Raw genomic sequence first — 22846 nt, forward strand, 5'->3', positions numbered from 1 at the left:
TTACTTATTTTAGGACACGCCCTCGTTTATTAGGGCGTTCAATAATGTTGGCAAGCTTAGCGCAGATTATCCAATAATGGTAGCGTTATACCGCAAACTATTCCGCCAATACGACTTGCGATTGATGACCATTCATCGCATCCATAACGGGCACTTGCTTGGGTACTCTCGGCGCGGCAAATTGCGCGGTCAAACCAAGCTCACGCATCAGTCGATTGTCGCTTGATTGACTGGCGTTACCCGTGGTCAGCAGCTTGTCACCATAAAAGAACGAATTGGCACCACCCATAAAGGCTAATGCTTGCTCAGCATCAGATAGGCTTTCGCGACCAGCGGACAGACGCACGTAGCTGGTTGGGCAGCAAATACGTGTCACCGCAATGGTACGAATCCACTCAAGAACGGACAGCTCACCTTCTGCTAATACCTTATCGCCAATCGGTGTACCTTTGATAGGCACTAATAGATTGACCGGAATCGACTCTGGCGCTTTGGGCATTTTTAGCAGCTCATGCACCCAATCGATGCGATCATCACGGCTTTCACCCATGCCAACGATGTTACCGCTACACACGCTAATACCAGAATTGCGCACATTGGTAATCGTATCTAAACGCTCATCATAGCTGCGCGTACTGACAACCTGCTCATAATAACGGCGCGAGGTGTCCAAATTGTGATTGTAATAATCCAATCCGGCATCCGCCAATTGCGCTGCTTGCTCAGTGTCGAGCATGCCAAGGGTCATACAAGTCTCAAGACCGAGGGCTTTTACTTCTTTGACCAGCTCAACCACATAGGGCATGTCTTTGGCGCTAGGGTGCTTCCATGCCGCACCCATACAAAAACGTGATGAGCCACTGGCTTTGGCACGCTTGGCTGCGGCAATGACTTTATCGACTTCGATACGCTTCTCTGCTTGCAGGTTGGTTGTGTCGCGATGATGACCCGATTGTGAGCAGTAGCCGCAATCTTCAGGACAGTTACCGGTTTTGATGGATAGCAATGTGCTGATCTGCACTTCATTGGCAGTAAAATGCTGGCGATGAACGGTCTGTGCTTGCAACAATAAATCCATCAACGGCAAATCAAACAATTGAGCAATTTGTTCACGACTGTGTTTCACGCCCATATTTGAGTTCACTGTAGTGGCATCTGTAGCTAGTGCCGCTAGCAAGTCATGGGTTGCATTGGCTGAATGATTAAGCGTGTTAGTTGGCGTTTGGCTGTCGGCGTTAGGTTCTGAGATACTAAGCAATCCTGCCATAATATAAATCCTTTTATAACGGTATTAAAATTTGAATATTGGTGCCTTTAAGGGTTTTGAAATAATAAAAAAGGCTGCGATATAGTATACCGCAACCTTTTTAGAAAGTCAGAACGCGACTAGCTAGTATTTATAATGACTACAATTAAGCACATTAGAATCATTTTAGCTGCACCTCAGGCGCAACCAATAGCTACTCAATGATTTAGCGACTTATGTCTGATTATTTGCCCAATTTGTGCTTAGCAAAACCAATCCAATGCTCCGCAAATTTCTGCGCTTTATAGGCATAAGGTTTGGCTTTATCAATATATGGCTTACACTCTTCTGGAATGGCTGGCACGATGTGCTTAGCAAGCTTGTTAAACCACATCATCAGGCTATAATCACCCTCAATGCTCAGATTGCCTTCTTGTACGGCAGTCATAAAAGCAGGAAGACTGCCTTGAGTCAAAAGCTTGACGCCAGTCATAGAATCTTTAAAGTTAATCGTTAAATCTGCTTCTTTTGCATGACCGCTATGTTGGCTAAACTGTCCATTATCAAAGCTAAAATAACGTGCGATATCCGCCTCAGTGCTGGCAAGCTCGATAGTGACTTTGCGATCAGCAAACAGCGCTTTAACGTCTTCGTTATCGCTATCAGCCAACATCGATAAGCGATAGCCAACCACAGCCAATAACACGTCTAACGGATCAGATTTGATATCTAACACAGGAACAGTAAACATAGTGCAACTCCTAAAGAATGGACATAAAAATAAAGCGTACTTTATACCAATTTTTGCGACAAATATATAAGTAGATTATAAACCATTGCAAGGTCACAACTCTTTAGTAGTTAAGTAGAGAGCGTTAAGTATCTTGTAACATTAATCGCTCAAGGTTTACTGATTATCAGTTTCTTCGCATTGGCTTTCTTACTTCTGCTGAACTGTTTGCAGTTATCTACTTTTTTATAGATTACTTTTTGATTGTCTGCTTTTTATTTAACCTTTCAATGAAAGCGCGGCTGATAATCGTCGTCGTAGACAGGAGTGTGTTCGATATAGCGTGCCGCTTCCAATTCTCGCTGTTGTTGTACCGTTTGACTGACGTCGTCGTAACGTAGCGCCCGATACAGTACCCAAGCACCTAAAGGTAGCCAGCTGATACCCATGGCGATGACATAGCTGTGCCATTCTGAGAGCGTGGCGAGCATCGGCCAAGTCGCCAACAAACCTTGGATGACTTCAACAGCTAGCCAATAGGCCATACCACCAAACAGATATAGCAGCAGCCAGCGCTGTGATGACAAGGCAAGCGCCACTACCAAGCTTGCCAACAAGCCATAGCCGAGCCACGTCGCGCTGCTCCACGTGTCTATACTGATCATAGAAAATATCGTCAATAACATCATTCATCTCGCTAGTCATAAGGTGAATTCCAATGTGACCATTATGAAAGTTTGCTGAGTAAAGCTAAAGAGGGCAGAGGCGACTTTGCGACAACAGATGACGTTTGGTTTTTTGACTAATTTTGACCGTTGAGCATGTGTAATTGGCAGGCAAAGCGCCGCAAGGATGGGCGCTTATTTTTGAGACTGGCGATGGTTTAAGAATAAGATATTAACAAAACTATTGCTAAATCGAATTTTGACAGTTTGACAGTTTAACGGTTATAGACGATTGCTGCGGTTGCCCCACCAAGCCAATAGTGAGACTAAAACTGCGCCTAACGCCATCAGTCCTATAGTGGTGAGCCACTGCGGGCCAGTAGGGTATTGCCACGGCATGACATTAGTGATTGCTTCGCTATTTAAAGTACCCAAAGCGTCTGTTTTCCACGGCCAGACTTTAACCAAGGAGCCGGCAATAAAACCGGTAAGCAACGTTAAGGTGGCTTGATAATAGTGTGACAGTAGCCATTTGAGTGCGCGGGTAAATAATAACAATCCTGTGACCATACCCGCCATAACAGTAAGAATGATAGTAAAGTTATGGGTATGCACCGCTTCTAATACCGTATCATAAGCGCCCATTAGCAGTAAGATAAACGACCCTGAGATGCCCGGTAAGATCATCGCACAGATGGCAATGGCTCCGGCAAAAAACAGATAGGGTAAGCTTGGGGTGGTGGTCAATACAGGCAAACTACTGATAATGACCGCTGCCGCAATCCCGATGACAAACAGCACCGCCCGTCCCATGTTCCAGCGCTTAATCTCACTCAATAAAATAAAGACAGTGGCGACGACCAGTCCAAAAAAGAACGACCAAATCAGTAGCGGCTCATTGTCTAGTAGATGCTTAATAATGCCAGCCAAGGTCACAAAGCTGGTCGCAATGCCGAGTAGCAGACACAATAAGAAGGTGGCATCGACTTGTCGCCAAACGGCAAGCAAGCCTTTGATACCACCATCTTGCCGAAATACTCGCCAGAGACTGGGGCCGATGCTGCCGAGCGCATTAATCAAACGCTCATAAATACCGGCGATCAGCGCGATGGTACCACCAGAAACACCAGGTACGATATCAGCCGCGCCCATCGCCATGCCTTTGAAATACACGCCCAGTAGCTGTTTTGGATTGTCGGTAGCGGTAGCAGGGTTGATGCTGTTATCCAAAGATTGTGGCAATGGTTGTGGCGCTGACGGCGCATTTGGCCGTGGTGATGGTGATGCCGTCATGGACTATCCTTTATGATTAAAAAATAATAAATCTAAAAATCAGCGAAACATATAGTCGATACTAAATAAAATAGAGATACGGCAGTATAAAATGCATGACTGGTACAAATTTTTCTTGCTGGCTGTGCCTACGCAGACAGAGGCGACAAAAAATTTATCTCAGTCACGCTGGCTCTTTTTTATATTGAACTGACCATACAAACCAGAGTAATGATAAAGCATTAACCTAATTTGTATGAACAGATCTAAGCATTTAGCCTCTATACAGTAGAAGCAAGCGCTGGATAACCAAGCGCATAGAGCGTGCCTTCTAGCCCAGTGACATTGATTGCGGCATCGGCGCGTGCTTGTACAATAGGCTTGGCATGATACGCAACACCCAGGTCAGCAATAGCCATCATTGGCAAATCATTAGCACCGTCACCGATACAGACCACTTGCGACATGTCGATACCCAAGCGCTCGGCAGTATGCTCAACGATAGCTGCTTTTTTTGCACCATTGACGATGGGCAGCTGTATATAACCGGTGACTTCACCTTCTTCGATATCTAAAGCGTTGGCATGAATCTCGTCAATACCTAATTGCTCAGCGATATAGCGCGCAAAGTAGGTAAAGCCACCAGATACCAATACCGTATGATAACCCAATGCTTTGAGTGCCTTAATCGTCGTGCGCGCACCCATTGAGAGTGTTAAGCGGCTGCAGATATCGTCCAGTACATCGGTTGAGATACCTTTTAATAGCGCCACACGCTGGGCAAAAGATTCGTCAAAATCCATCTCACCGCGCATTGCGGCTTCCGTGATGGCTTCGACTTCCTCACCGATGCCCGCTGTTTTGGCCAGCTCGACGATGACTTCTTGCTCAATTAAGGTTGAATCCATATCAAAGCAGGCAAGTTTGTGAGTACGTAGCATATGACCGACTGATAAAATATGACAATCGACGACGTTTAAGTCATCTGCACTGCCAGCGCTACGCGTATTGTTATAGGCTTCGGTCAAGTCATGACGCAGACGCGTGGTTAGCTGATCGTCGATGATATGAGCTGCTGCGGTCTTTTTACCAGGATGCATGAGCGTGTCAGTCACTGGTACCAATAAATAGCGGAAGACTTGTGATTGCGTAAAAGGCAGGCGCTGCGCGTCTGCTGCTGTCGATTCTGTATCAGAAACCATGATGTCGACGAAGCTGGCATCGGTATCTTCAGCGACGGTCACCAAATGCCAGCTTGGCTGCTCATCGACCCATGACTGTATATACTGATGAATATCAAGCGTTGTGACTTGCATCGGCAACACTACAATGAGGGCAAAAACCGGTAGTGATTGCAGCGCGTCGAAATCTTGCAAGTTAGTACCGTCGGGTAGTAGTGAAGCGATAGAGTCGACGGCTTGTTGCCATGCTTTGCTGTCTTTTGGTAACGAATAAGAGGTATTTTTTGGCATGGCTCAATTGTCCCTTGTATGCTCATATAAGATTGGGAATAATAACAGCTTTACTCGGCAGCGCCTATAGATGAGGCGCAAAGTCTCAGCGTTGTATCAAAACGACTCTGAGGGGTAAAAAAGCCGTTAGAATAAATTCAAACGATTATGACAAATTTATAAAACGGCTAACGCCATCAGGCTTACTATGGTGATATAGTAGCGTTATTGCCTTGATAATGACTTTATATTTAAGATGATGACTTTATATTTAAAAGGCGATGCTGAGCAATTTTATCTTAAGCTGTGCTATTTTTTAGACCTCGTTAAGTTTAAGGCTGTGGTGCCTTTTAGATGGTAAGGCTTTTTAGATTGTGGAGCTTTTTAGAACATATTACGTCTTATAATGTAGTGCTTAATGTCATCATCTTTATAAATATAAACATCGCAGAATTTTTTAAAATTAGCCAAAAAATGAGCCATCGCCTTGTTTTTTAATTTCTTTTATCCAAAAAAGTTTACTATATCATGACGTATTTAGCGCCGCGGCAAGGGTTGTTTGCCATTATTCTTCTGGTTAGTTTTTGTTTGCAAACTCTATTATTGGTCATCAGTACCGATCAACAGCTGAGCGAGAGTCGGGCGCAAAAGGGCGAACAGATGGTCGCCCAACTGATTGATGAGGCGCGCTTGTCTTTGGAAAACAAAGACCGTGTCAGCTTGAGCGTCATTGCCAATCGCTATACCAGCGAGCAAGACGTGACTCGCATACTGATCAAAGACAATAACGACGATATATTAGTGCCGGTCGGCAATGCGCCGATGCAGCAAGGCAATACGATCAGTCAAATCGCGACTAAAGGCGATGCGGTGATTGGCAGTGTGTCATTGACGTTGAAGGATATTAGCAAAGGCGAGATCATCACCATGCAGTGGCCGTTTGTAATCGGTACTATGCTGCTGCATTTATTATTGTGGCTCATCTATGGCTATATTGCCCGTCCGACCAAAGAGCAGATTAATGCCCTGAGCCGTGATATCGAAGATTTGCACCGTGAGCAATATCGGCAGATTGATCAGCGTGGTCATTACCGCGAGAATGCTCGTGGCTATGCGGATGATGGAAAAGGCAAGCGCTCAGACGATTTTGAGACAGCGGATAAAGATCTTAACCTTACTGATAGCCAAGCGAATGCCAGTGGTGAGACAAACGATACAACCACGCGTACTCGCAAAATTGATGTTCACAATGAAGTCAATGCCTACTTAAGAGCGCAGCAGAATCAAGAGGCGACTGCTGTTAACTCTGATCATGCATCTGAAAATCACACAGATTATCAGGTAACCAACGCGACGCACTATGAGGAGCTTGATACTGATAACGGCGCTCACAAAACTACTCGTAGTGCCTCCCAGCTATCTACTAATAAGCTATCTAACGCCAAGCTATCTGCCACCCGCGCATTTGACACGGTCAGCGTCCAAATCGTCTTTCATGACGAATTTAATATGCTTGAGCGCCTAGCGCCTTCTCAGCGCTTGCCTTATCTGGCGCTATGTACGCAGCTTCTAAATCAAGCAATGACCGAGCTACTCAAACAGCCACTGCTGATGGGTGTGAGTGCGATGAATGAACCGCGCTTTGATGAAAACGGTGCTTGTGCGCTGCTCAAAGCAGATAATAGCCACGCCAAAGTTGCGCTAGCAGGTGTAATGTTGGGTAAGCTCTATTTAATGCTTAATAAAATCATCCACGACAAGCATATTGAGCTATCACGCTTTGCTTTGCCAGCCAAAGCTGGGGTGAGTGATGATGCCCAAGCCGATGCCATGAGCCAATTGCTACAAAGCGTGGGCAAAAAAGAGCAGATGCTGATATTGCTCCCCAATGCTGGCCTTAAGCAAATCAGCAACCATGTCCAAGTACACAGCATCATGCGCCCAACGACTGTCTATGAGCGTGAGTGCGCGATATTTGATGGTGGCAATGACGCCATGATTCAGCGCTTAGCCGATGTCCGTAATGCCGTATTGATGATTGAAGACGACGAGTGATGATGACAAGTATGGTATTTCGTTGCCTTTAACGCAGCTACTTTCTCTACAATTGCCTACGCGATAGCTGGTCAGATTCACTTTGTATTTGCGACTAAATAGCGCATAGTGATAAAAAGGATTGACAACGCTCAGTAGAGACTTTATAAGGCATATATATATTCATGTATTTTTAATACACTTGCCGAAAAATGATAGGAGTTTGTCATGAGTGACGCTGATATTGACGACGATTTTGATGATGATTTTGTCGACGATGACGACGCAAAGATGGTAGAAGAGGCTGAGACCAGTGTGCGTACGCGCCTAAGCAGTCTCGAGAAGCGTCGACTAATCGATAATTTGCTAGAAGAAAAGCGTTTGGCAAAAGAGTTAAAAGACGACCTTGATGATCTAGATAACTTCGATGAAGATGGCGATGATTGGGATGATGACGACCTCTAGCTTTAGACTTAAGTTAAGCGCTAGAGGCGTCAGCCAAACAGCCGTTATAACCTTGGTTATACGAAGTAGATCATACAAATTGGGTCACGCAAACTAGGTTATGTAAATTAGGTCGCGCAAAAGAAGCTCAATAAACTAAGCCAACGCCTTAGCAGATTATCGCGACTTAATTGTGCTAAGCTGACTGTCTACATATTAGTGGTTAACGCTTGATTTTCGTTTTTACCGACTGCGACATTATCTACTTTATCTAATAGACTTATAGTCTGTTCGATATAATCTGGATACAAGGAGAGCGAGTGAAGTACTACAAATAGTAGACTAAGCGAGCTTGATACCGTATCTGATTTATAGAGGACTGACTATGCTTTATAAAGGTTGTTTGGTTTTAAGTATGCTCGCCAAGCAACTGCTATCCTCTTTTTATTTACCATCTTTTATTTACCACCTTACATTTAATCGATCGTTTGTGGCGACTGACGCAATCTATCTTTCAAGGACCATCACACCATGAATAACCAATTAAGTTTCGACGAATTATTAGACTATTTGGACAATCAAGAGAGCCAATTCGTGCTTGATAGTGTCGCAACCCATGGTTTTTTGACGGCGACTGTCATTGGGCGTCCGTTGCCTAACTGGCTTGAGGCGCTTTTTGAAGGTCATGTGAGCGAAATTCCAGAAAACGTTATTGATGGTATCCAGCGCTGGCGCGACTCTATCATGGCTGAGCTAAAGAACGAGACGCCTATTGAATTGCCTTTTGGTGAAGATGCGGGCAACGAAGAAGTGGCTGTTGATTTTTCTGAAGAGTCCGATATCGTTGCTTGGTCAATTGGTTTTGTCGATGCCATGTATGGTGATGAAGCCAGCGACTGGTTTGAAAACGAAGAAACGGCAGAAGACGTGGCTGTATTAACCTTGCCAATGATTGTGCTCAGCGGTATCGATGATGAAGATCCAGAGCTGGCCGAAATGCGTGTGGATCAAGATAAAATGGCACAGATGGCCAACAGTATCGAAGGCAATCTGACTGAGTTGTTTTTATTGTTCCATACAAATGATTAGTTTGTTAGAGACAGCATTTATTATTAACACTATTTATTTCTATTAATATTGGGTTTTGTTCGCAGCCATGCGCGCTAACATTACCCTTAATCAACGTCGATGAACGCTGAATGTTACTCGCTAAATTATTTTTATAAGTCACCGATAAGGTCGTACTATGACTGTGCAACTCTCCAATCTTGAGCACTTGCCCAACTATCAGATCACTGAGCGCTTGGACGTGGTTTACGGCAGTACCGTGCGCTCAAAGCATGTCGGTAAGGACTTGTTCGCCAGTCTAAAAAACATCGTTGGTGGCGAGCTGACTGCCTATACTGAGCTACTAGAAGAGTCGCGCCAAGAGGCGATAGATCGCATGATTGTAAAAGCCGAAGCACTCGGTGCTGATGCCGTCGTTGGTCTGCGATTTTCGACCTCTAGCATTGCCCAAGGCGCTTCTGAGCTATTTGTCTATGGTACTGCGGTCAAAGCAGTGCCGGTACAACAGCAGCCTGCCTCAGCGCAACCACCACATTCTCCCTCTAGTCACGACCCATCTATTCAGAATTCACAACCGCCAGCCCCAGCGGATGATTTGCCACGTTTCAATCCTTTTGGTTAGTTAATTAAGTTTTAAAACACTAAAGCTTTTTTATGATAAGAGACGTGCCATGAATAACTCTATGACTCAGTTCCTCATTAACTACGCGCCGCTTATCATATTATTCGTGGTAGGGTGGTTCTTTGGCTCGCGTCATGAGCGTCAGCATTTGGCGCAGCTGATGGTTTCAGAGCAAGCCGTGGGTCATATTGTGGTCTCAAGCGAGCGCTTTTATCGCCCCAAGCTGGTAGCCAATAGTGACAGTGAGCTGGTGCTTGGCAGCGTGGTGATTGCGCAAGATTACTTTAAGATGATTATCGCTCGGGTGCTGAGTTTGTTTGGCAAAAATCTAACCACTTATGAGACGCTGTTAGACCGTGCACGACGTGAGGCTATCGTCCGTATGCGCTCGCAGGCACAAGCCAAAGGCTACAATCATATCTATGGTTTGCGTTTGGAAGTCACTAATATCAATCAATTGGGCAGCATGGTTGAAGCCATTGCCTATGGTACGGCAGTTCTTAGCACTGAGATTGCTACCAAAACGTCCCCAAAATAAGCGCTCATAGCACTATCAATATTTAGCCATCATTATTTAGCTATAACTACTTCACGCCAAATTATCGACCGCCAATTCATTTAAAAGCCAAATCCTTTAGAAGCTGACGGTACACACTCTCATTTAATCTTATTAAACCCGCTTTTATTGTTGTTCAATAGACCCTATTCTGCATTTGACTGATGAGTCGTTGAATAAAGCAGATAAACCTAACTTTCGCCCTATATACTCCCTTTATTGATTCTTAATAATTATCAATGATTAATCACAGTATCTATAAAGTATTTTATAAAAATCTATATCAGAAATGGTATAAAAAAATGGGTGATGTCCGTTATTCATAAGGGTCGGTAACGATGAACCCGTATTAGCAAGGAGCGCTAATCTGGCATCATTTAATCATTATAAACTGACCTAGTATTAGGTCTTCTACATGGATGTAGTTATGGAAAACCTTGAAATAGTCACTTTAGTAAACTCAGTCGTGATTCCCCTTTGCCTATTTTTGATCATGATGGGTATGGGTATGACCCTCATTACCAACGATTTTAAACGTGTTTTAAAATACCCAAAAGCGGTCAGTATTGGCTTGCTCAATCAGCTTATTTTGTTGCCTATTATAGGTTTTGCACTGGCAAATATCATGCCGCTGCGACCTGAATATGCGGTAGGGGTCATGTTACTCGTGCTCTGTCCGGGTGGCACCACTTCCAACTTATTTACCTTCCTTGCCAAAGGCGATGTAGCGTTATCCGTCACTATGACTGCGATTGCTAGTATCATCACGGTATTTAGTATTCCTATTGTTCTAAGCTTTTCATTGATTCACTTTATGGGTGCTGGAAGCGAGTTTCAACTGCCAATTATAAAGACAATGATTTCTTTATTCGTCATCACCATTTTGCCTATTAGTATTGGTATGCTGATCAAACGCTTTGCGCCAAGGGTTGCCGATAGCTCACAAGTATTGGTCTCTCGTTTTGGCGTGACGTTTTTGACATTTTTAGTGGTGTTTTTGAGTTATGTACAAAGAGATATCATCGTTGAGGCGCTTATCGCTACTGGCCCCGTATCGTTGCTACTAAACCTATCAACCATGGCGCTTGGTTACTACAGTAGTAAATGGTTGGGCTTGAACCTAGCACAACGAACGTCTATCACTATGGAAGTCGGCTTGCAAAATAGTACCTTATCTATATTTATGGCGCTCACGCTCTTGTCTAATTACGATATGTCGATGACCCCAGCTATTTATACCTTAGTTATGTTCTTGACCGCTGGTATATTGGTGAGAGTATTTAGCTCGAAGTTCAATAAGTTGAAGAAGACGGAAATTGAGAAAGGGGTTTTGGCCGCCCGTATGCTCTAAAGGTATCATCAGTGTTGAGCACTTATTGCCTATAAAATATAATTACTGATAAAATATTGCCAGCGCACACTCTTAAATAATGAGTTTGCGTTGGCATTTGCTTGTATGAGTCAGAGGCTTTACGAGTCGATAGGCATTTGATTACCCTAGCGCCGTCGTCTATTCATCCTCGCGACTTGGTTGTCTTTGTTTTGTTGCTTCACTCTTTCGATTTCAAATAAGAAGGTACGGTTTTTGAGTACCGCGACGAACACCACGCCGCCTACGGTATTGCCTAATATCACTACCACCAAAAATATCAAGTAACGCCAAAAGCTGACGGTATTGCCATACAGTAGGGCAGAAAACACCTCGATATTACCCACGATACTATGATGCAAACCCAAAAAACCAATACTACCCGTGATTAATGACACCAGCACGATACGGCTAATGGTATCGCGTGCCGAGGTCACCAGCCAAGCGGCGACCCCCATCATCCAACCTGCCAGCACAGCACTACCAAATATCACCCACCATTCAAATCCCAAGACATGCTCAGAATAGGCGTCGATATCGCTCGCACTAAATAGCTGCATATGTAAACCCAACCCGATCATTAACGCTGCAAATAAGCAGCCACCAACGACGTTACCCGCGATCACAATGCCCCACAGCCGCATGAGTTTGTTTAATGGTTCGATGCCATTTAGTACAGGAAGACTCAACAGAGACGTTTGCTCGGTAAACAATAGCGATTGCCCGATGACGACAATGATAAAGCCAATCGGGTAAAGTAGGGAAGCGAGGACAATGGCATAATGACTGGGTAGCACGCCACTCAACAGCGCAAAAGCTGATAAAATCATAAAAAAGCTAATGCCAATCTCCAGTCCAGCGGTAAAGGCACTGGTAAATAACGAGCCAAGCGAGCGTTCAAAGGTTTCTTTGGCATCCATCACTTGCTCAACCAAGATACTGGCATAGCTTTTAGGTTCGCTTAAGTTGTCATCGCTGGCCACTTCTTTGATAGATTGTTTGTCTTCATCGCTCATGCCTTCTGAAAAGTCTTCGTCTTTTAGGGTTTTGCCCTCTGACGCACTTTCATCTTGGTTTTCATCTTTAGAGTCATCTTGGCTTTCATTTTTAGAATCATTTTGGTCTTCATCCTGAGCGACGTACTGATGGGTTTCATTGCTCACTGCTACTGCATTGTTCTTGTCATCGGTATTGGCATTATTATCGTCACTGCTCTTTGCTGCGTGACGGTGAGTGGTGACGCTGGATTCATTATTTTCATGAGAATGATCTTTGTTATTAGGCATGCTAGTAAACTTATATAAGAGAAGCGGTGAGTAAAAGATATAAAAGTGCGAGTCAAACCGACATCGACTTATAGCCATTGCCATGCTGTAATGGCGCTATGCCGTGCTGCTGTATTACTAAAGACAGCTTATTTTAATAAGTTACAGTAAGCCAATAACGACTGCAAGCAGCGAAAAAGCATTCGATGCTAACAAAATTTGCCCATATAAGATAAAATCATCCTACTAACTTTTTTGTTTGCTCGGATGACTTATTATTATCCAACGTTAGCGCTAGGTCTGAACCTAGCTTGCGTTGGTTAATTGTATGAATTCAGCGATAACCATACCTTTGCTTATTATTTAATCCATTTACATTTTAGTCTGAGAGCCTTATGAGTAACCCTGATAGCAAAAATAATTTAACCCAATCGATTCAAGCCGCCTTAAGCCAATTAGAAAACGCCTACAATCCAAGCGATGTCGAAGCAGGCATGTATCAAGGCTGGGAAGACAGTGGTTATTTTAAGCCAAGCTTTGATAAAGACGAATCGTTTTCTATTGCTTTGCCACCGCCAAACGTCACCGGCTCGCTACATATGGGACACGGTTTCAATAACGCCATTATGGACGCATTGACGCGTTATCACCGTATGGATGGTGACAATACCTTGTGGCAACCGGGTACCGATCATGCGGGTATTGCTACCCAGATGGTCGTTGAACGTCGTTTGGAGGCGCAAGGTATCAAGCGCCGTGACATGACTCGTGAAGACTTCGTGGATAAAGTATGGGAATGGAAAGAAGAGTCGGGCGGCAATATCACTAGCCAAATTCGCCGTTTAGGAAGCTCGGTGGATTGGTCGCGGGAACGCTTTACGATGGATGATGGCTTGTCCAATGCGGTAAAAGAAGTGTTCGTACGTTTATTTGATGATGGTTTGATTTATCGCGGTAAGCGTCTGGTCAATTGGGATCCAAAATTCCAAACCGCGCTGTCTGACCTAGAAGTCGAAAACCACGACGAAAAAGGTAGCTTGTGGCATTTCCGCTATCATTTCACCGATAAAGATATCACTACACAAGACGGCAAAAACTATCTGGTTGTCGCCACCACACGCCCTGAAACTTTACTTGGTGATACCGCAGTTGCAGTTAATCCGAGCGATGAGCGTTATGCGCATTTGGTTGGTAAAACGATTACCTTACCAATTACGGGTCGCGTCGTGCCTATCGTCGCTGATGATTATGTCGAAAAAGACTTTGGTACGGGTTGCGTAAAAATCACCCCAGCCCATGACTTTAATGACTATGAACTTGGTCGTCGTCATAACTTACCACTGATTAATATCCTTGATGAGCGCGCCAATATCTTAGCTGACATGGAGGTCTACGCTGACTTGCAAGTGCGTGAGCCTGCACTTGAGCCTACGCCTGCTGAGTACGCGGGACTTGAGCGTTTTGCCGCGCGTAAATTCCTCGTTGAGCAAGCAGGCGAGCAGGGCTGGCTAGAAGATATCGAAGACTATGCACTCAAAGCCCCGCGTGCTGAGCGTGGCGGTACAATCGTTGAGCCGTGGTTGACCGATCAGTGGTATGTCGCAGTGAACAAGCTGGCCAAGCCTGCGATTGACGCGGTAGAAGACGGCAGCATCGAGTTCGTTCCTGCCCAGTACAAAAACATGTATATGTCGTGGATGACCGATCTGCAAGATTGGTGTATCAGCCGTCAGCTGTGGTGGGGTCATCGTATCCCTGCATGGTATGACGATGCGACGGGTGAGATTTATGTGGCGCGTGATGAAGCCGAAGTTCGCACTAAGTACAATCTAAGCGATGACGTAACATTGCGCCAAGACGATGACGTACTTGATACGTGGTTTAGTTCGGGGCTTTGGACATTTAGTACGCTTGACTGGGCAGACGTTACCGCTGATCCACGCGTGATGGACACCTTCCACCCAACCAGCGTGCTCGTGACAGGTTTTGACATTATCTTCTTTTGGGTGGCGCGCATGATCATGATGACCATGCACTTCGTGAAAAACGAAGACGGCACGCCGCAAGTCCCATTTAAGACCGTCTATGTGCATGGTCTGGTACGTGATGGCAATGGTCAAAAAATGTCAAAATCAAAGGGTAACGTCTTAGATCCGATCGATCTAATTGACGGTATTGAGCTAGAAGCGTTGGTCGAAAAACGCACCAGCAATATGATGAACCCAAAAGACGCGGCCAAAATTGAAAAGCAAACGCGTAAAGAGTTCCCAGAGGGCATCCCAGCTTATGGTACGGACGCATTGCGCTTTACGTTTACATCACTTGCCAGTACTGGTCGCGATATCAACTTTGATCTAAAGCGTGTCGAGGGCTATCGTAACTTCTGTAATAAAATCTGGAACGCCAGCCGTTTTGTCCTCATGAACTGTGTCGATGTTGATAGCAATGCTAAGCCTATCGACCAAGCAGCGAATCCTGACGTATGGGAATTACCAGAAAAATGGATCATGAGTCGTTTGAACTCTACCGTTGCCGATATTCATCAGCATTTCGCTCAGTATCGTCTCGATATGGTCAGCCAAGATATCTATGAGTTTATCTGGAATGAGTACTGTGATTGGTATGTTGAGCTTGCCAAAGCCAGTCTAAATGATGACTCGGTATCTGACGAGCGCAAAGCGCAAATCCGCTATGTGCTACTGCACGTGCTAGAGACGGCGCTACGTTTCACCCATCCAATCATGCCGTATCTGACTGAGCAAATCTGGCAGACCATCGCGCCGCTACTGGGTCGCAAAAACACCGACAGCATCGTGGTCGCTGACTATCCACAGACCGATGATAGCCAAATCAGTGAGCAGACTGAAGCAGATATGGCGTGGCTACAGGAGCTGATCGCGAGCGTCCGTAACATCCGTGGTGAGATGAAACTGGGCAATGCGGTACGTCTGCCAGTGCTACTACAAAACGTCTCTCATGATGAAGATGCGCGTCTGTCACGTATCAAAAACCAGTTTAAAGCGCTTGCCAAAGTCGAGAGCCTAGAGATCGTCAAAGAAGGTGATGACGTGCCATTGTCATCATCAAGTATGGTCGGTCAGCTACGCGTACTTGTACCGATGAAAGGTCTAATTGACCCAACGGCTGAGCTGGCTCGTTTGGGTAAGTCATATGATAAGTTGAAAGGTCAAGCCGAAGGTATCGCGCGCAAGCTCGGTAATGAAGGCTTTGTCAGTAAAGCACCTGCGGAAGTGGTCGATGCTGAGAAAGCAAAACTGGCTGAGCTAGAAGGTCAGTTGACCGCGATGACGGCGCAGATGGAGCAGTTAAAAGCGTTGTAATTAGCATAGAAATATCTGTAGAAGTAGAAAACGTCGTCACGATTGTGATGGCGTTTTTTATTGTCTACTGGTTAGTTCTCTAACCATCGCTTGGTTCTGATAAATAACTGAATATTTGTGTGCTACTATACATTTTGTTGTATATAGTTTTCTCTACTGAGGCTGATATTGTTATGCCAGTGTTTCAGAAAGAATAATAAAAAGTCATTAAACTATGTTTTAATCGTTTTTTAAGGAAAATTTATGAAAATAAAGGCTGTATTAATTGGGTGTGCAGGGGAAGGTGATGACTACTTACCGGGCGTCAGTAAAGACATTCAAGGAATGTATGACTATTTGCTAAGCGATAGAGGAGGGCAATGGAAATCTAATGAAATAGTTAAGCTAGAAACTAAGTTCAAATCTCGTATAGAAAATTTAATAAATGAAATAAGATCAGAGGAAAATGACTTTGTCTTGTTCTATTTTGCTGGACATGGTTCATACAGTCATTTACTAGGACGCAAATTTTATGTAGATGACGAGGATTTCTTTACTCAGCAGGACATTGGTGCGTTTTCAGAAAAACAAATTTGTATTTTTGATACTTGTGCTAATTTTGAACGTAGTATTACTGAAAAATTTGAGTTTGGTGTGGAAAGTAGAACTTACGATAGCATGGGGTATTATCGAAATAAATATTTAGCTTGGATAAATCAATGTCCTTCGCAAAAAGTAAGTTTATATGCTTGCTCTGAAGATGAGTCTTCTGGAGAGTCTGAGCAAGGTGGAGATTTTACCCAAGCTCTGATTAGTTCTGCAATACATTCTAATGACGACTTATCTATTCTCGAAGCTTTTGAGCTTGCAAAGCCAAAAGTAGTTAGAAGTAGTCAAAATGAACAAAATCCAGCATACAATATAAGACCTAGAAGTGGTAAAAAATTACCTTTTAGCGTTGCATAATATTATGTTAGATAACTCATTCCAAGAACTTATTTTAAGCATTCCATCTTATGAATTTGGCTTAAAAGATGGAGTGTTACTCATTACTTTATTTTTTAATGCTTATGCCTTTTGGTTAAATAGAAATACCACTGTAAGAAGTAATGTTCTACAGAAATTATCGGACTTACAAAAAATATCAATCTCTAATCCATATGTAGAGGACTGTAATTTTACAAAATACTGGTCTGAGTTTTGCTTTTTTTATGTAGATAAAGAGAATAGTTTTAGAATTAAAAAAAATAAGGTATATGAAAGATTTCTTATTTATGAGCAGTATTGTGAAATGGTATTCAATTTTGTTGATACAGAGTTTAATGAAAAGCACGGAAACCTAAAAAAATTAAATAAAGAGATAGATTTTGAAGGGTGGGTTGTTGCTCATAGAGATTGGTGGGAAAAGTCGCTCTATTCAGAGTTTTATGGAGATGGTTATACAAAAGATTTCTGTAACGTTATTAAATACTGGATGAACAAAGATCGTTTAGAGAACTTTCAAAATACTAAATCTGAAAAGATAGTTAAATTTTTTATGAACAGATATTTTAGTAGAATGCTCTTATTCAATAAATTTTTCGATATAAACGATTATATTAAAAGAAAATTTAGTTAACAGTATTAAAGCTTTGCTATTAATTATTATCATATAAATACAAACTTTAGCTAAAACTTGTTGACGATTTGCAAATAGAGCTGTCGAAGATGAACTACTGCTGACTTTTAGTTTTTATAACTTATTCTTTAGCTTGCCTGATGTATAAAGACAGTTACAGTACACATAATATGTTGCAGTGGTCTTTTAACATCAGTAATTAGTCTATTATCTTTAAAAGAATAAAACTCTCATGTAAGGAACACCGTGAATCATCTCACCGTCGGACAGCGCGCGCCTTTAAGCAACCTTGCTATTGACGATACCGTGCCAATCACGCTCAAGTTTACCCGACAAAGTCCAATAGAGATGGACATCAGCTGTTTTGCCTTAGATGCAGCGGGCAAACTGATCAATGATGATTACATGGTGTTTTATAATCAGCCAACCTCACCTTGTGGACAAATCAAGCTCACCCATTACGAGTCGCAGCCAACGGCGAATAAGGGTATCCAAGCCGAGTTTGAAGTGAGTTTATCCAAACTGTCTGCGAATATAGACAGCTTGTTTTTTGTGTTATCAGCTGATACCCCACTGAATCAAATTCAATCGTTAGCGATTGGCATTTGGCAGCAATCACAAAAGGTACAGGCAGAATATCAAGCAGCAGACTTTGCCCAGCAGCAAGCCAGTATGCTGATGCAGCTTTACCGTAAGAGTGGCGTTTGGCGAGTATCTAACGTCGCACAAGGCTTTAATGGTGGACTTGCCGCCATCGTGCAGCATTTCGGTGGCGATGTAGAAGAAAGTAGCCCACAAACAGCAGACGTAACCGCCACGCCAGTTCAAGCAAAACCATCATTAGAAAAAGTCATGCTAGACAAAGCGCCAAAACTGGTCAATCTGGCCAAAAAAGCCACGATATCGCTTGAGAAACGCCAATTGCAGCAATTAACCGCAAAGGTAGCGTTGGTGTTAGACGCCTCAGGCTCAATGAACAGACAGTACAAAAAAGGTCGCGTGCAAGAGGTAGTCAATCGCATATTGCCATTGGCAGTGAGCTTCGATGATGACCAAGCGCTAGACTGCTGGGCGTTTGCCCGAGACCCGCAGTATTTGGGCGAGATTGGGCTGAGCAACTATGACGGTTTCATTGACAACGCTCATGGCGGCTGGCGCAAATGGGCACTTGGCCCGCGTGTGAATAACGAAGCAGAAGTAATGAAAGCAGTGACGGATTTTTACCAAAAAGATGGGTTGGATGTACCTGTGTACGTACTATTTATCAGTGATGGCGGAGTGAGTGATAATCGCGGTATTACTAAAGTCATGACTGAAGCCGCGAAACTACCGGTATTTTGGCAGTTTGTGGGCTTGGGTGGTCGTGGTTATGGCATATTAAAAAAACTAGACGACATGACAGGGCGCGTGATTGATAACTGCAACTTTTTTGAATTAGATGACTTGGATGACATTAGCGAAGAAGCCTTGTATGAAAACATGCTAGAAGAGTTCCCAAGCTGGCTTAAAGAGGCTCGTAAGATTGGATTGATAGCAAAGTAAGTAGACATTAGCAGCATTAATCTTTCTTACGTTGTTCATTTTGCAGCGGATATACCAACTGCGCCACAAAGCCCTCTGGTATTTTTGTATTCGCTGTCGTACCGTATTTTTTTGGTAAATGGTCTGGTAGATGAGCAGTTTTGAATAGCACATCATAAATAGGCAGAAAAGCGGCAAAGTTTTTGTCCCATGCTTCTTTTTCTGAGGAATGATGCCAATGATGGAACTCTGGCGTTGCAAGTAGCCAGCGAAAATACGGAAAACGGAACCGTACGTTGGCATGAATAAAAATGGCATGAAAAGAGATAAACACCAAATAAGCATAAGTTGCCGCTGGAGAGAAGCCCATAAACAATAAGGGAATATAACCGACAAAACGATTCACAATTAGCTCAAATACATGCACCCGACTTGCCGCCAGCCAGTCCATGTGATGCGAAGAATGATGCACGGCATGTATGCGCCATAGCGACGGGACTTTGTGCATAGTGCGATGAATCCAGTAACTAAAAAAGTCCACTATGATCAAAATCTCTATAAATTGCAGCACTAAAGGCTGACCACTGACCAGCTGATGCCATGAGGGATTGAGCCATTGGTTAAATAAAATCTGCGCTGGAATGATGGTAAAAAAACTCAATAACTGAATACCTAAATGGCTAAACATGAAGTATTTAATGTCCGTTACCCAGCCAGATCGCAATAGCTTTTGTTCTTTATATTTGGCATAAAACCGCTCCATAGGTATAAACACTAATGCGGAAATCACTAGAGTCAAAACAAAATAATCCAAGCCTGCATATAGACTACGCTCATAGTAATTGGGCTCGATCTGTCCTGACGCGAGCAGCGCTGCCAAGGCATTGAGTAACATACCCGCCATGCCCCAGCGCTTAGACGGATTGCGTAGTAGACTAATAACACCCGACACAAAGCCAATAACCACACTGGCAAACAATAGGCCTCGTAAAATATTGGCATCATATAAGGGTCTAAAATCTGGTGTGGTAAGCAGATTGGGGAATAAAAAACACAAAGCAGCAAGCGTGGCAAGTATGCCTAAAGACAGCGCAATAAAGGCAGACACTTGCCCTGAGCCTTTTTTAATTTCACGGTCTTCAAAGTGTTGTCGGAGTAATTTGCTCATAGTTTTAATTTGCTGATGCGATTTGAGTTTAATCTAGCATTGTTTAGCGCAAATGAGTATATTATTTACTCGACATTATTAGATAAATACTGTGGATTTTCATGATATCTGCGAGGTAGCCATTATTGATTAACAGCTCACCCTTAGGCGCTTAAATTCAGTTTTCATTCTGCTTGCCTAGAGCAAAAAGACCGCTACAATATCATGCTGTAGCGGTCTTTTTACTTAGAATTTAATACATTTATAAATTTTTAAAGTGTTGGATAAGCTTCTCTTAATGCTGTAAGAATTTGCTCTTTAGCGGCTTCATTGTAGTAAGCGCACTCATTAGTATCCGCTGTAGATAAGTTAGCAAACCCACCCTTAGTATAATAACCTTCGTATACTAAATTATCAAAATTTACAAGAGCCTCAAATTCTTGGTCTTCATCTGCTACTCTGTTAGCAGCCCAAGGAATACCTGCCCATATACCTCGAATAGGATTTAGATCTAAAACTCTAACTTCATCTTCGAAATTACTACTAGAGCCAAGTCCATCGAAGGTTATAAAGTCTAAATTATTATTTATAGATCTTATAGCTTTACAGCTTGCAGCTCCTGTAAAAGTTCCTCTTGAAAAGGGCAAATTGTTCAAATTGTCGACGAGAGCATTAGGGAAGTCTTCTTCATCAATGTTGTATGACAATACATCCCCTATCTTTAGGCCAGATATAGACTTGTCATTGAATGTAAGTATACTTCTAAAACCATTATTGAACTGCTGTATGAGCTGGTTTCCTCTTACAGTCGTACCTAAAACCTCAAACTTGAGTCTATTATTATCTATAGTATATGGTGCTGTTTCTATAGCTGTCCCTTGACGCGTAAGTATGAAGGACGGACCAGTTGCATTTAAGAAATTCACGCTTTGTTGATAGTTTCCTGTTTTATATAGGGACTCAAAATATAAAGCAACACTAGTTGTCAATGAATTAAACGTCGTCAATGATACGTTCTCAAGCTTGTCATTATTATCTAGATCAAACTCAAAATTATAACCAATTAGTCCATTGCTATTACTAGTAGCAGGTGGTTGAAAAGAATCTTCTGGTGAGGTAGGCGTAAGCGTAATAGAAACAGGTGATAAGGGAAGCTCATTAAAATTCCCGCCCACATCACTATTATTTAGATCTATTTCACCATCACTATCAATAGTTCCTACTTCGATACAATTACCATTATTGATTTGGTAAGTACCATTTTGTGCCAAGGCAGGAATTTGAATGGCATTGAATGTAACCGAATATGGATGAGAAGATAAGGTTAAAGGCGTATTAAAAGGTACTTTGATACTAAACTTACCTTCGCTATCAGCCCCACCAGCACTAAAGAAACTGCCTCGCCCTGTTATCTGACCAGCAAAGTCATCTTTAACATACGGTTTTTTAGTTTTGGCATCAATTACACAGCCTTCTAATAATGCATAATATTCTCCAATAGGAATGTCGAGGTTCCATAACGTAAAGTGAGAGACTTGTCCTTTATAACTACCATCTGTCTGACGAGTAGCGACACCTTCTTTCACCCAAACAGTTTGCTCTTCATCGTAATACCACAAAGGAATAGAAGGTAGGTTTTGGTCAGTTGATACTTTAGGATAAACTAAAGTGGCCTGAGTACCTTTCTTGAGATTAAGCGCTGCGCCTGTAGCAGGGTCAGTGAGCTTGACGTCAATGACACCGACGGTGACCAGATCTGTCTGCTGACTGCCATCACTATTTTGTCCGGCAAAAGGCTGCGCAAAGGACTGTGCCCCTGCGATAGAGTCTGGATTGTAATAGTTGGCAGCGATATTGACTGTACCTGTGTAGCTGCTGCCATCTGCTTTGATGATACTATTTGCGGGAATGCTTATCTTAGCGCCTGATACTTGTAGTTCACTAATACCTGCACTGGTGGCGAAGGCGTTTGTGACTTGGTCGGCTGTCAAGGTAATGTCTAATTTATGCGAACGTTTAGGCGCTACTTTGAATTCACGTGCCATCGTCAAATAGCCTGTCTTACGTACTAAAATCACAGCATCAGACTTTAGCTTATCTAAGCTCAATGAATAAGCGCCAGAGCTATCGGTAGTCACCGCACTTTTACCGATTTTGACTTCAGCACCTACCACAGGGCTGCCATTAGCATCTTTTATCGTACCGCTGATACGCTGTTGTTGAGTGTTTGTGTCAGGTTTGTTGGGCTGAGCGACTGTATCGTTGTCATCACCACAAGCCGTTAAGCTCAAAGCAGCAAACAATATACTGGCAGTTAGGGTGTTAAATTTGGTCATAAGGGGGTCTCTAATTTAGACAGGGTTTTAATTCATGTTTGGAATTTGGTGGTTTTAATTTATGCGATTTATTGAGTAGTGCACGGTTGAGCGCATTTTTATAAAAAATATCTTGATAGTGATTAAGAACTAAACGAGCTGTTTGTATGGACAGTTACTATCGCACATAATCTAGTAACAAA

General features: G+C 43.1%; 18 protein-coding genes. 10 read left to right on the forward strand and 8 right to left on the reverse strand.

Annotated elements, in window-relative coordinates:
• Positions 1 to 97 precede the first annotated feature (97 nt).
• The 5 genes from bioB to serB form a co-directional block, all read right to left on the reverse strand.
• Positions 98 to 1132, reverse strand: coding sequence for a biotin synthase BioB (gene bioB / locus W293_RS0109925; protein WP_025652281.1), 1035 nt, complete (start codon positions 1130 to 1132; stop codon positions 98 to 100).
• 358 nt (positions 1133 to 1490) lie between these two features.
• The gene (locus tag W293_RS0109930) at positions 1491 to 1997 is read right to left on the reverse strand and encodes an SCP2 sterol-binding domain-containing protein (RefSeq protein ID WP_025652282.1); all 507 of its coding nucleotides are present in this window, start codon (positions 1995 to 1997) and stop codon (positions 1491 to 1493) included.
• A gap of 266 nt (positions 1998 to 2263) precedes the next feature.
• Positions 2264 to 2641, reverse strand: a complete 378-nt coding sequence (aciT, locus tag W293_RS0109935; RefSeq protein WP_227502360.1) for an AciT family ciprofloxacin tolerance protein — start codon at positions 2639 to 2641, stop codon at positions 2264 to 2266.
• A 282-nt stretch (positions 2642 to 2923) separates the two neighbouring features.
• Positions 2924 to 3934 carry a DUF368 domain-containing protein gene (locus W293_RS0109940; protein ID WP_025652284.1) on the reverse strand — a complete coding sequence of 337 codons (1011 nt, stop codon included), beginning with the start codon at positions 3932 to 3934 and terminating at the stop codon, positions 2924 to 2926.
• A 260-nt stretch (positions 3935 to 4194) separates the two neighbouring features.
• Positions 4195 to 5385 carry a phosphoserine phosphatase SerB gene (gene serB, locus W293_RS0109945; protein WP_025652285.1) on the reverse strand — a complete coding sequence of 397 codons (1191 nt, stop codon included), beginning with the start codon at positions 5383 to 5385 and terminating at the stop codon, positions 4195 to 4197.
• 507 nt (positions 5386 to 5892) lie between these two features.
• Between serB and W293_RS0109950 the strand changes: the two genes are divergently transcribed.
• The 6 genes from W293_RS0109950 to W293_RS0109975 all read left to right on the forward strand — a co-directional run bounded on the left by W293_RS0109950 (position 5893) and on the right by W293_RS0109975 (position 11439).
• Entirely contained in the window at positions 5893 to 7419 is a 1527-nt protein-coding gene (locus W293_RS0109950) for a hypothetical protein (protein ID WP_025652286.1), read from the forward strand.
• Between the two features lie 207 nt (positions 7420 to 7626).
• Complete coding sequence (locus W293_RS0109955; protein ID WP_025652287.1) at positions 7627 to 7863, forward strand: PA3496 family putative envelope integrity protein; 237 nt, start codon at positions 7627 to 7629, stop codon at positions 7861 to 7863.
• Between the two features lie 510 nt (positions 7864 to 8373).
• A complete protein-coding gene (locus W293_RS0109960) occupies positions 8374 to 8931 on the forward strand; it encodes a UPF0149 family protein (RefSeq protein ID WP_025652288.1) in 558 nt (185 codons plus the stop codon).
• Between the two features lie 163 nt (positions 8932 to 9094).
• On the forward strand, positions 9095 to 9532 hold the full coding sequence (locus W293_RS0109965) for a YbjQ family protein (protein WP_227502364.1): 438 nt from the start codon (positions 9095 to 9097) through the stop codon (positions 9530 to 9532).
• A gap of 49 nt (positions 9533 to 9581) precedes the next feature.
• Positions 9582 to 10070, forward strand: coding sequence for a YbjQ family protein (locus tag W293_RS0109970; protein WP_025652290.1), 489 nt, complete (start codon positions 9582 to 9584; stop codon positions 10068 to 10070).
• Between the two features lie 445 nt (positions 10071 to 10515).
• Entirely contained in the window at positions 10516 to 11439 is a 924-nt protein-coding gene (locus tag W293_RS0109975) for a bile acid:sodium symporter family protein (protein ID WP_025652291.1), read from the forward strand.
• A gap of 146 nt (positions 11440 to 11585) precedes the next feature.
• Here W293_RS0109975 and W293_RS0109980 read toward each other — a convergent pair whose 3' ends face one another.
• On the reverse strand, positions 11586 to 12743 hold the full coding sequence (locus W293_RS0109980) for a formate/nitrite transporter family protein (RefSeq protein WP_025652292.1): 1158 nt from the start codon (positions 12741 to 12743) through the stop codon (positions 11586 to 11588).
• Between the two features lie 374 nt (positions 12744 to 13117).
• On the opposite strand from W293_RS0109980, the gene W293_RS0109985 reads away from it, so the two are divergent.
• The 4 genes from W293_RS0109985 to W293_RS0110000 all read left to right on the forward strand — a co-directional run bounded on the left by W293_RS0109985 (position 13118) and on the right by W293_RS0110000 (position 19202).
• Positions 13118 to 16063 carry a valine--tRNA ligase gene (locus W293_RS0109985; RefSeq protein ID WP_025652293.1) on the forward strand — a complete coding sequence of 982 codons (2946 nt, stop codon included), beginning with the start codon at positions 13118 to 13120 and terminating at the stop codon, positions 16061 to 16063.
• A 243-nt stretch (positions 16064 to 16306) separates the two neighbouring features.
• On the forward strand, positions 16307 to 17008 hold the full coding sequence (locus W293_RS0109990) for a caspase family protein (protein ID WP_025652294.1): 702 nt from the start codon (positions 16307 to 16309) through the stop codon (positions 17006 to 17008).
• A gap of 4 nt (positions 17009 to 17012) precedes the next feature.
• Positions 17013 to 17660: a hypothetical protein gene (locus W293_RS0109995; RefSeq protein WP_156915618.1), complete on the forward strand. Its 648-nt coding sequence runs from the start codon at positions 17013 to 17015 to the stop codon at positions 17658 to 17660.
• 246 nt (positions 17661 to 17906) lie between these two features.
• Complete coding sequence (locus W293_RS0110000) at positions 17907 to 19202, forward strand: VWA domain-containing protein (protein WP_025652296.1); 1296 nt, start codon at positions 17907 to 17909, stop codon at positions 19200 to 19202.
• 16 nt (positions 19203 to 19218) lie between these two features.
• On the opposite strand, the gene W293_RS0110005 is transcribed toward W293_RS0110000, so the two are convergent.
• The gene (locus W293_RS0110005) at positions 19219 to 20349 is read right to left on the reverse strand and encodes a sterol desaturase family protein (RefSeq protein ID WP_025652297.1); all 1131 of its coding nucleotides are present in this window, start codon (positions 20347 to 20349) and stop codon (positions 19219 to 19221) included.
• A 251-nt stretch (positions 20350 to 20600) separates the two neighbouring features.
• Entirely contained in the window at positions 20601 to 22664 is a 2064-nt protein-coding gene (locus W293_RS0110010) for a carboxypeptidase-like regulatory domain-containing protein (protein ID WP_025652298.1), read from the reverse strand.
• Between the last annotated feature and the right edge of the window lie 182 nt (positions 22665 to 22846).

The sequence above is a fragment of the Psychrobacter sp. TB67 genome, assembly GCF_000511065.1.
Classification (GTDB): Bacteria; Pseudomonadota; Gammaproteobacteria; order Pseudomonadales; family Moraxellaceae; genus Psychrobacter; species Psychrobacter okhotskensis.

Bases quoted from the DNA above. Each gene is read 5' to 3' on its own strand.
- bioB (WP_025652281.1), bottom strand. From the start codon at position 1,132: ATGGGCGTGAAACACAGTCGTGAACAAATTGCTCAATTGTTTGATTTG.
- W293_RS0109930 (WP_025652282.1), bottom strand. From the start codon at position 1,997: ATGTTTACTGTTCCTGTGTTAGATATCAAATCTGATCCGTTAGACGTG.
- aciT (WP_227502360.1), bottom strand. From the start codon at position 2,641: ATGATCAGTATAGACACGTGGAGCAGCGCGACGTGGCTCGGCTATGGC.
- W293_RS0109940 (WP_025652284.1), bottom strand. From the start codon at position 3,934: ATGACGGCATCACCATCACCACGGCCAAATGCGCCGTCAGCGCCACAA.
- serB (WP_025652285.1), bottom strand. From the start codon at position 5,385: ATGCCAAAAAATACCTCTTATTCGTTACCAAAAGACAGCAAAGCATGG.
- W293_RS0109950 (WP_025652286.1), top strand. From the start codon at position 5,893: ATGACGTATTTAGCGCCGCGGCAAGGGTTGTTTGCCATTATTCTTCTG.
- W293_RS0109955 (WP_025652287.1), top strand. From the start codon at position 7,627: ATGAGTGACGCTGATATTGACGACGATTTTGATGATGATTTTGTCGAC.
- W293_RS0109960 (WP_025652288.1), top strand. From the start codon at position 8,374: ATGAATAACCAATTAAGTTTCGACGAATTATTAGACTATTTGGACAAT.
- W293_RS0109970 (WP_025652290.1), top strand. From the start codon at position 9,582: ATGAATAACTCTATGACTCAGTTCCTCATTAACTACGCGCCGCTTATC.
- W293_RS0109975 (WP_025652291.1), top strand. From the start codon at position 10,516: ATGGAAAACCTTGAAATAGTCACTTTAGTAAACTCAGTCGTGATTCCC.
- W293_RS0109980 (WP_025652292.1), bottom strand. From the start codon at position 12,743: ATGCCTAATAACAAAGATCATTCTCATGAAAATAATGAATCCAGCGTC.
- W293_RS0109985 (WP_025652293.1), top strand. From the start codon at position 13,118: ATGAGTAACCCTGATAGCAAAAATAATTTAACCCAATCGATTCAAGCC.
- W293_RS0109990 (WP_025652294.1), top strand. From the start codon at position 16,307: ATGAAAATAAAGGCTGTATTAATTGGGTGTGCAGGGGAAGGTGATGAC.
- W293_RS0109995 (WP_156915618.1), top strand. From the start codon at position 17,013: ATGTTAGATAACTCATTCCAAGAACTTATTTTAAGCATTCCATCTTAT.
- W293_RS0110005 (WP_025652297.1), bottom strand. From the start codon at position 20,349: ATGAGCAAATTACTCCGACAACACTTTGAAGACCGTGAAATTAAAAAA.
- W293_RS0110010 (WP_025652298.1), bottom strand. From the start codon at position 22,664: ATGACCAAATTTAACACCCTAACTGCCAGTATATTGTTTGCTGCTTTG.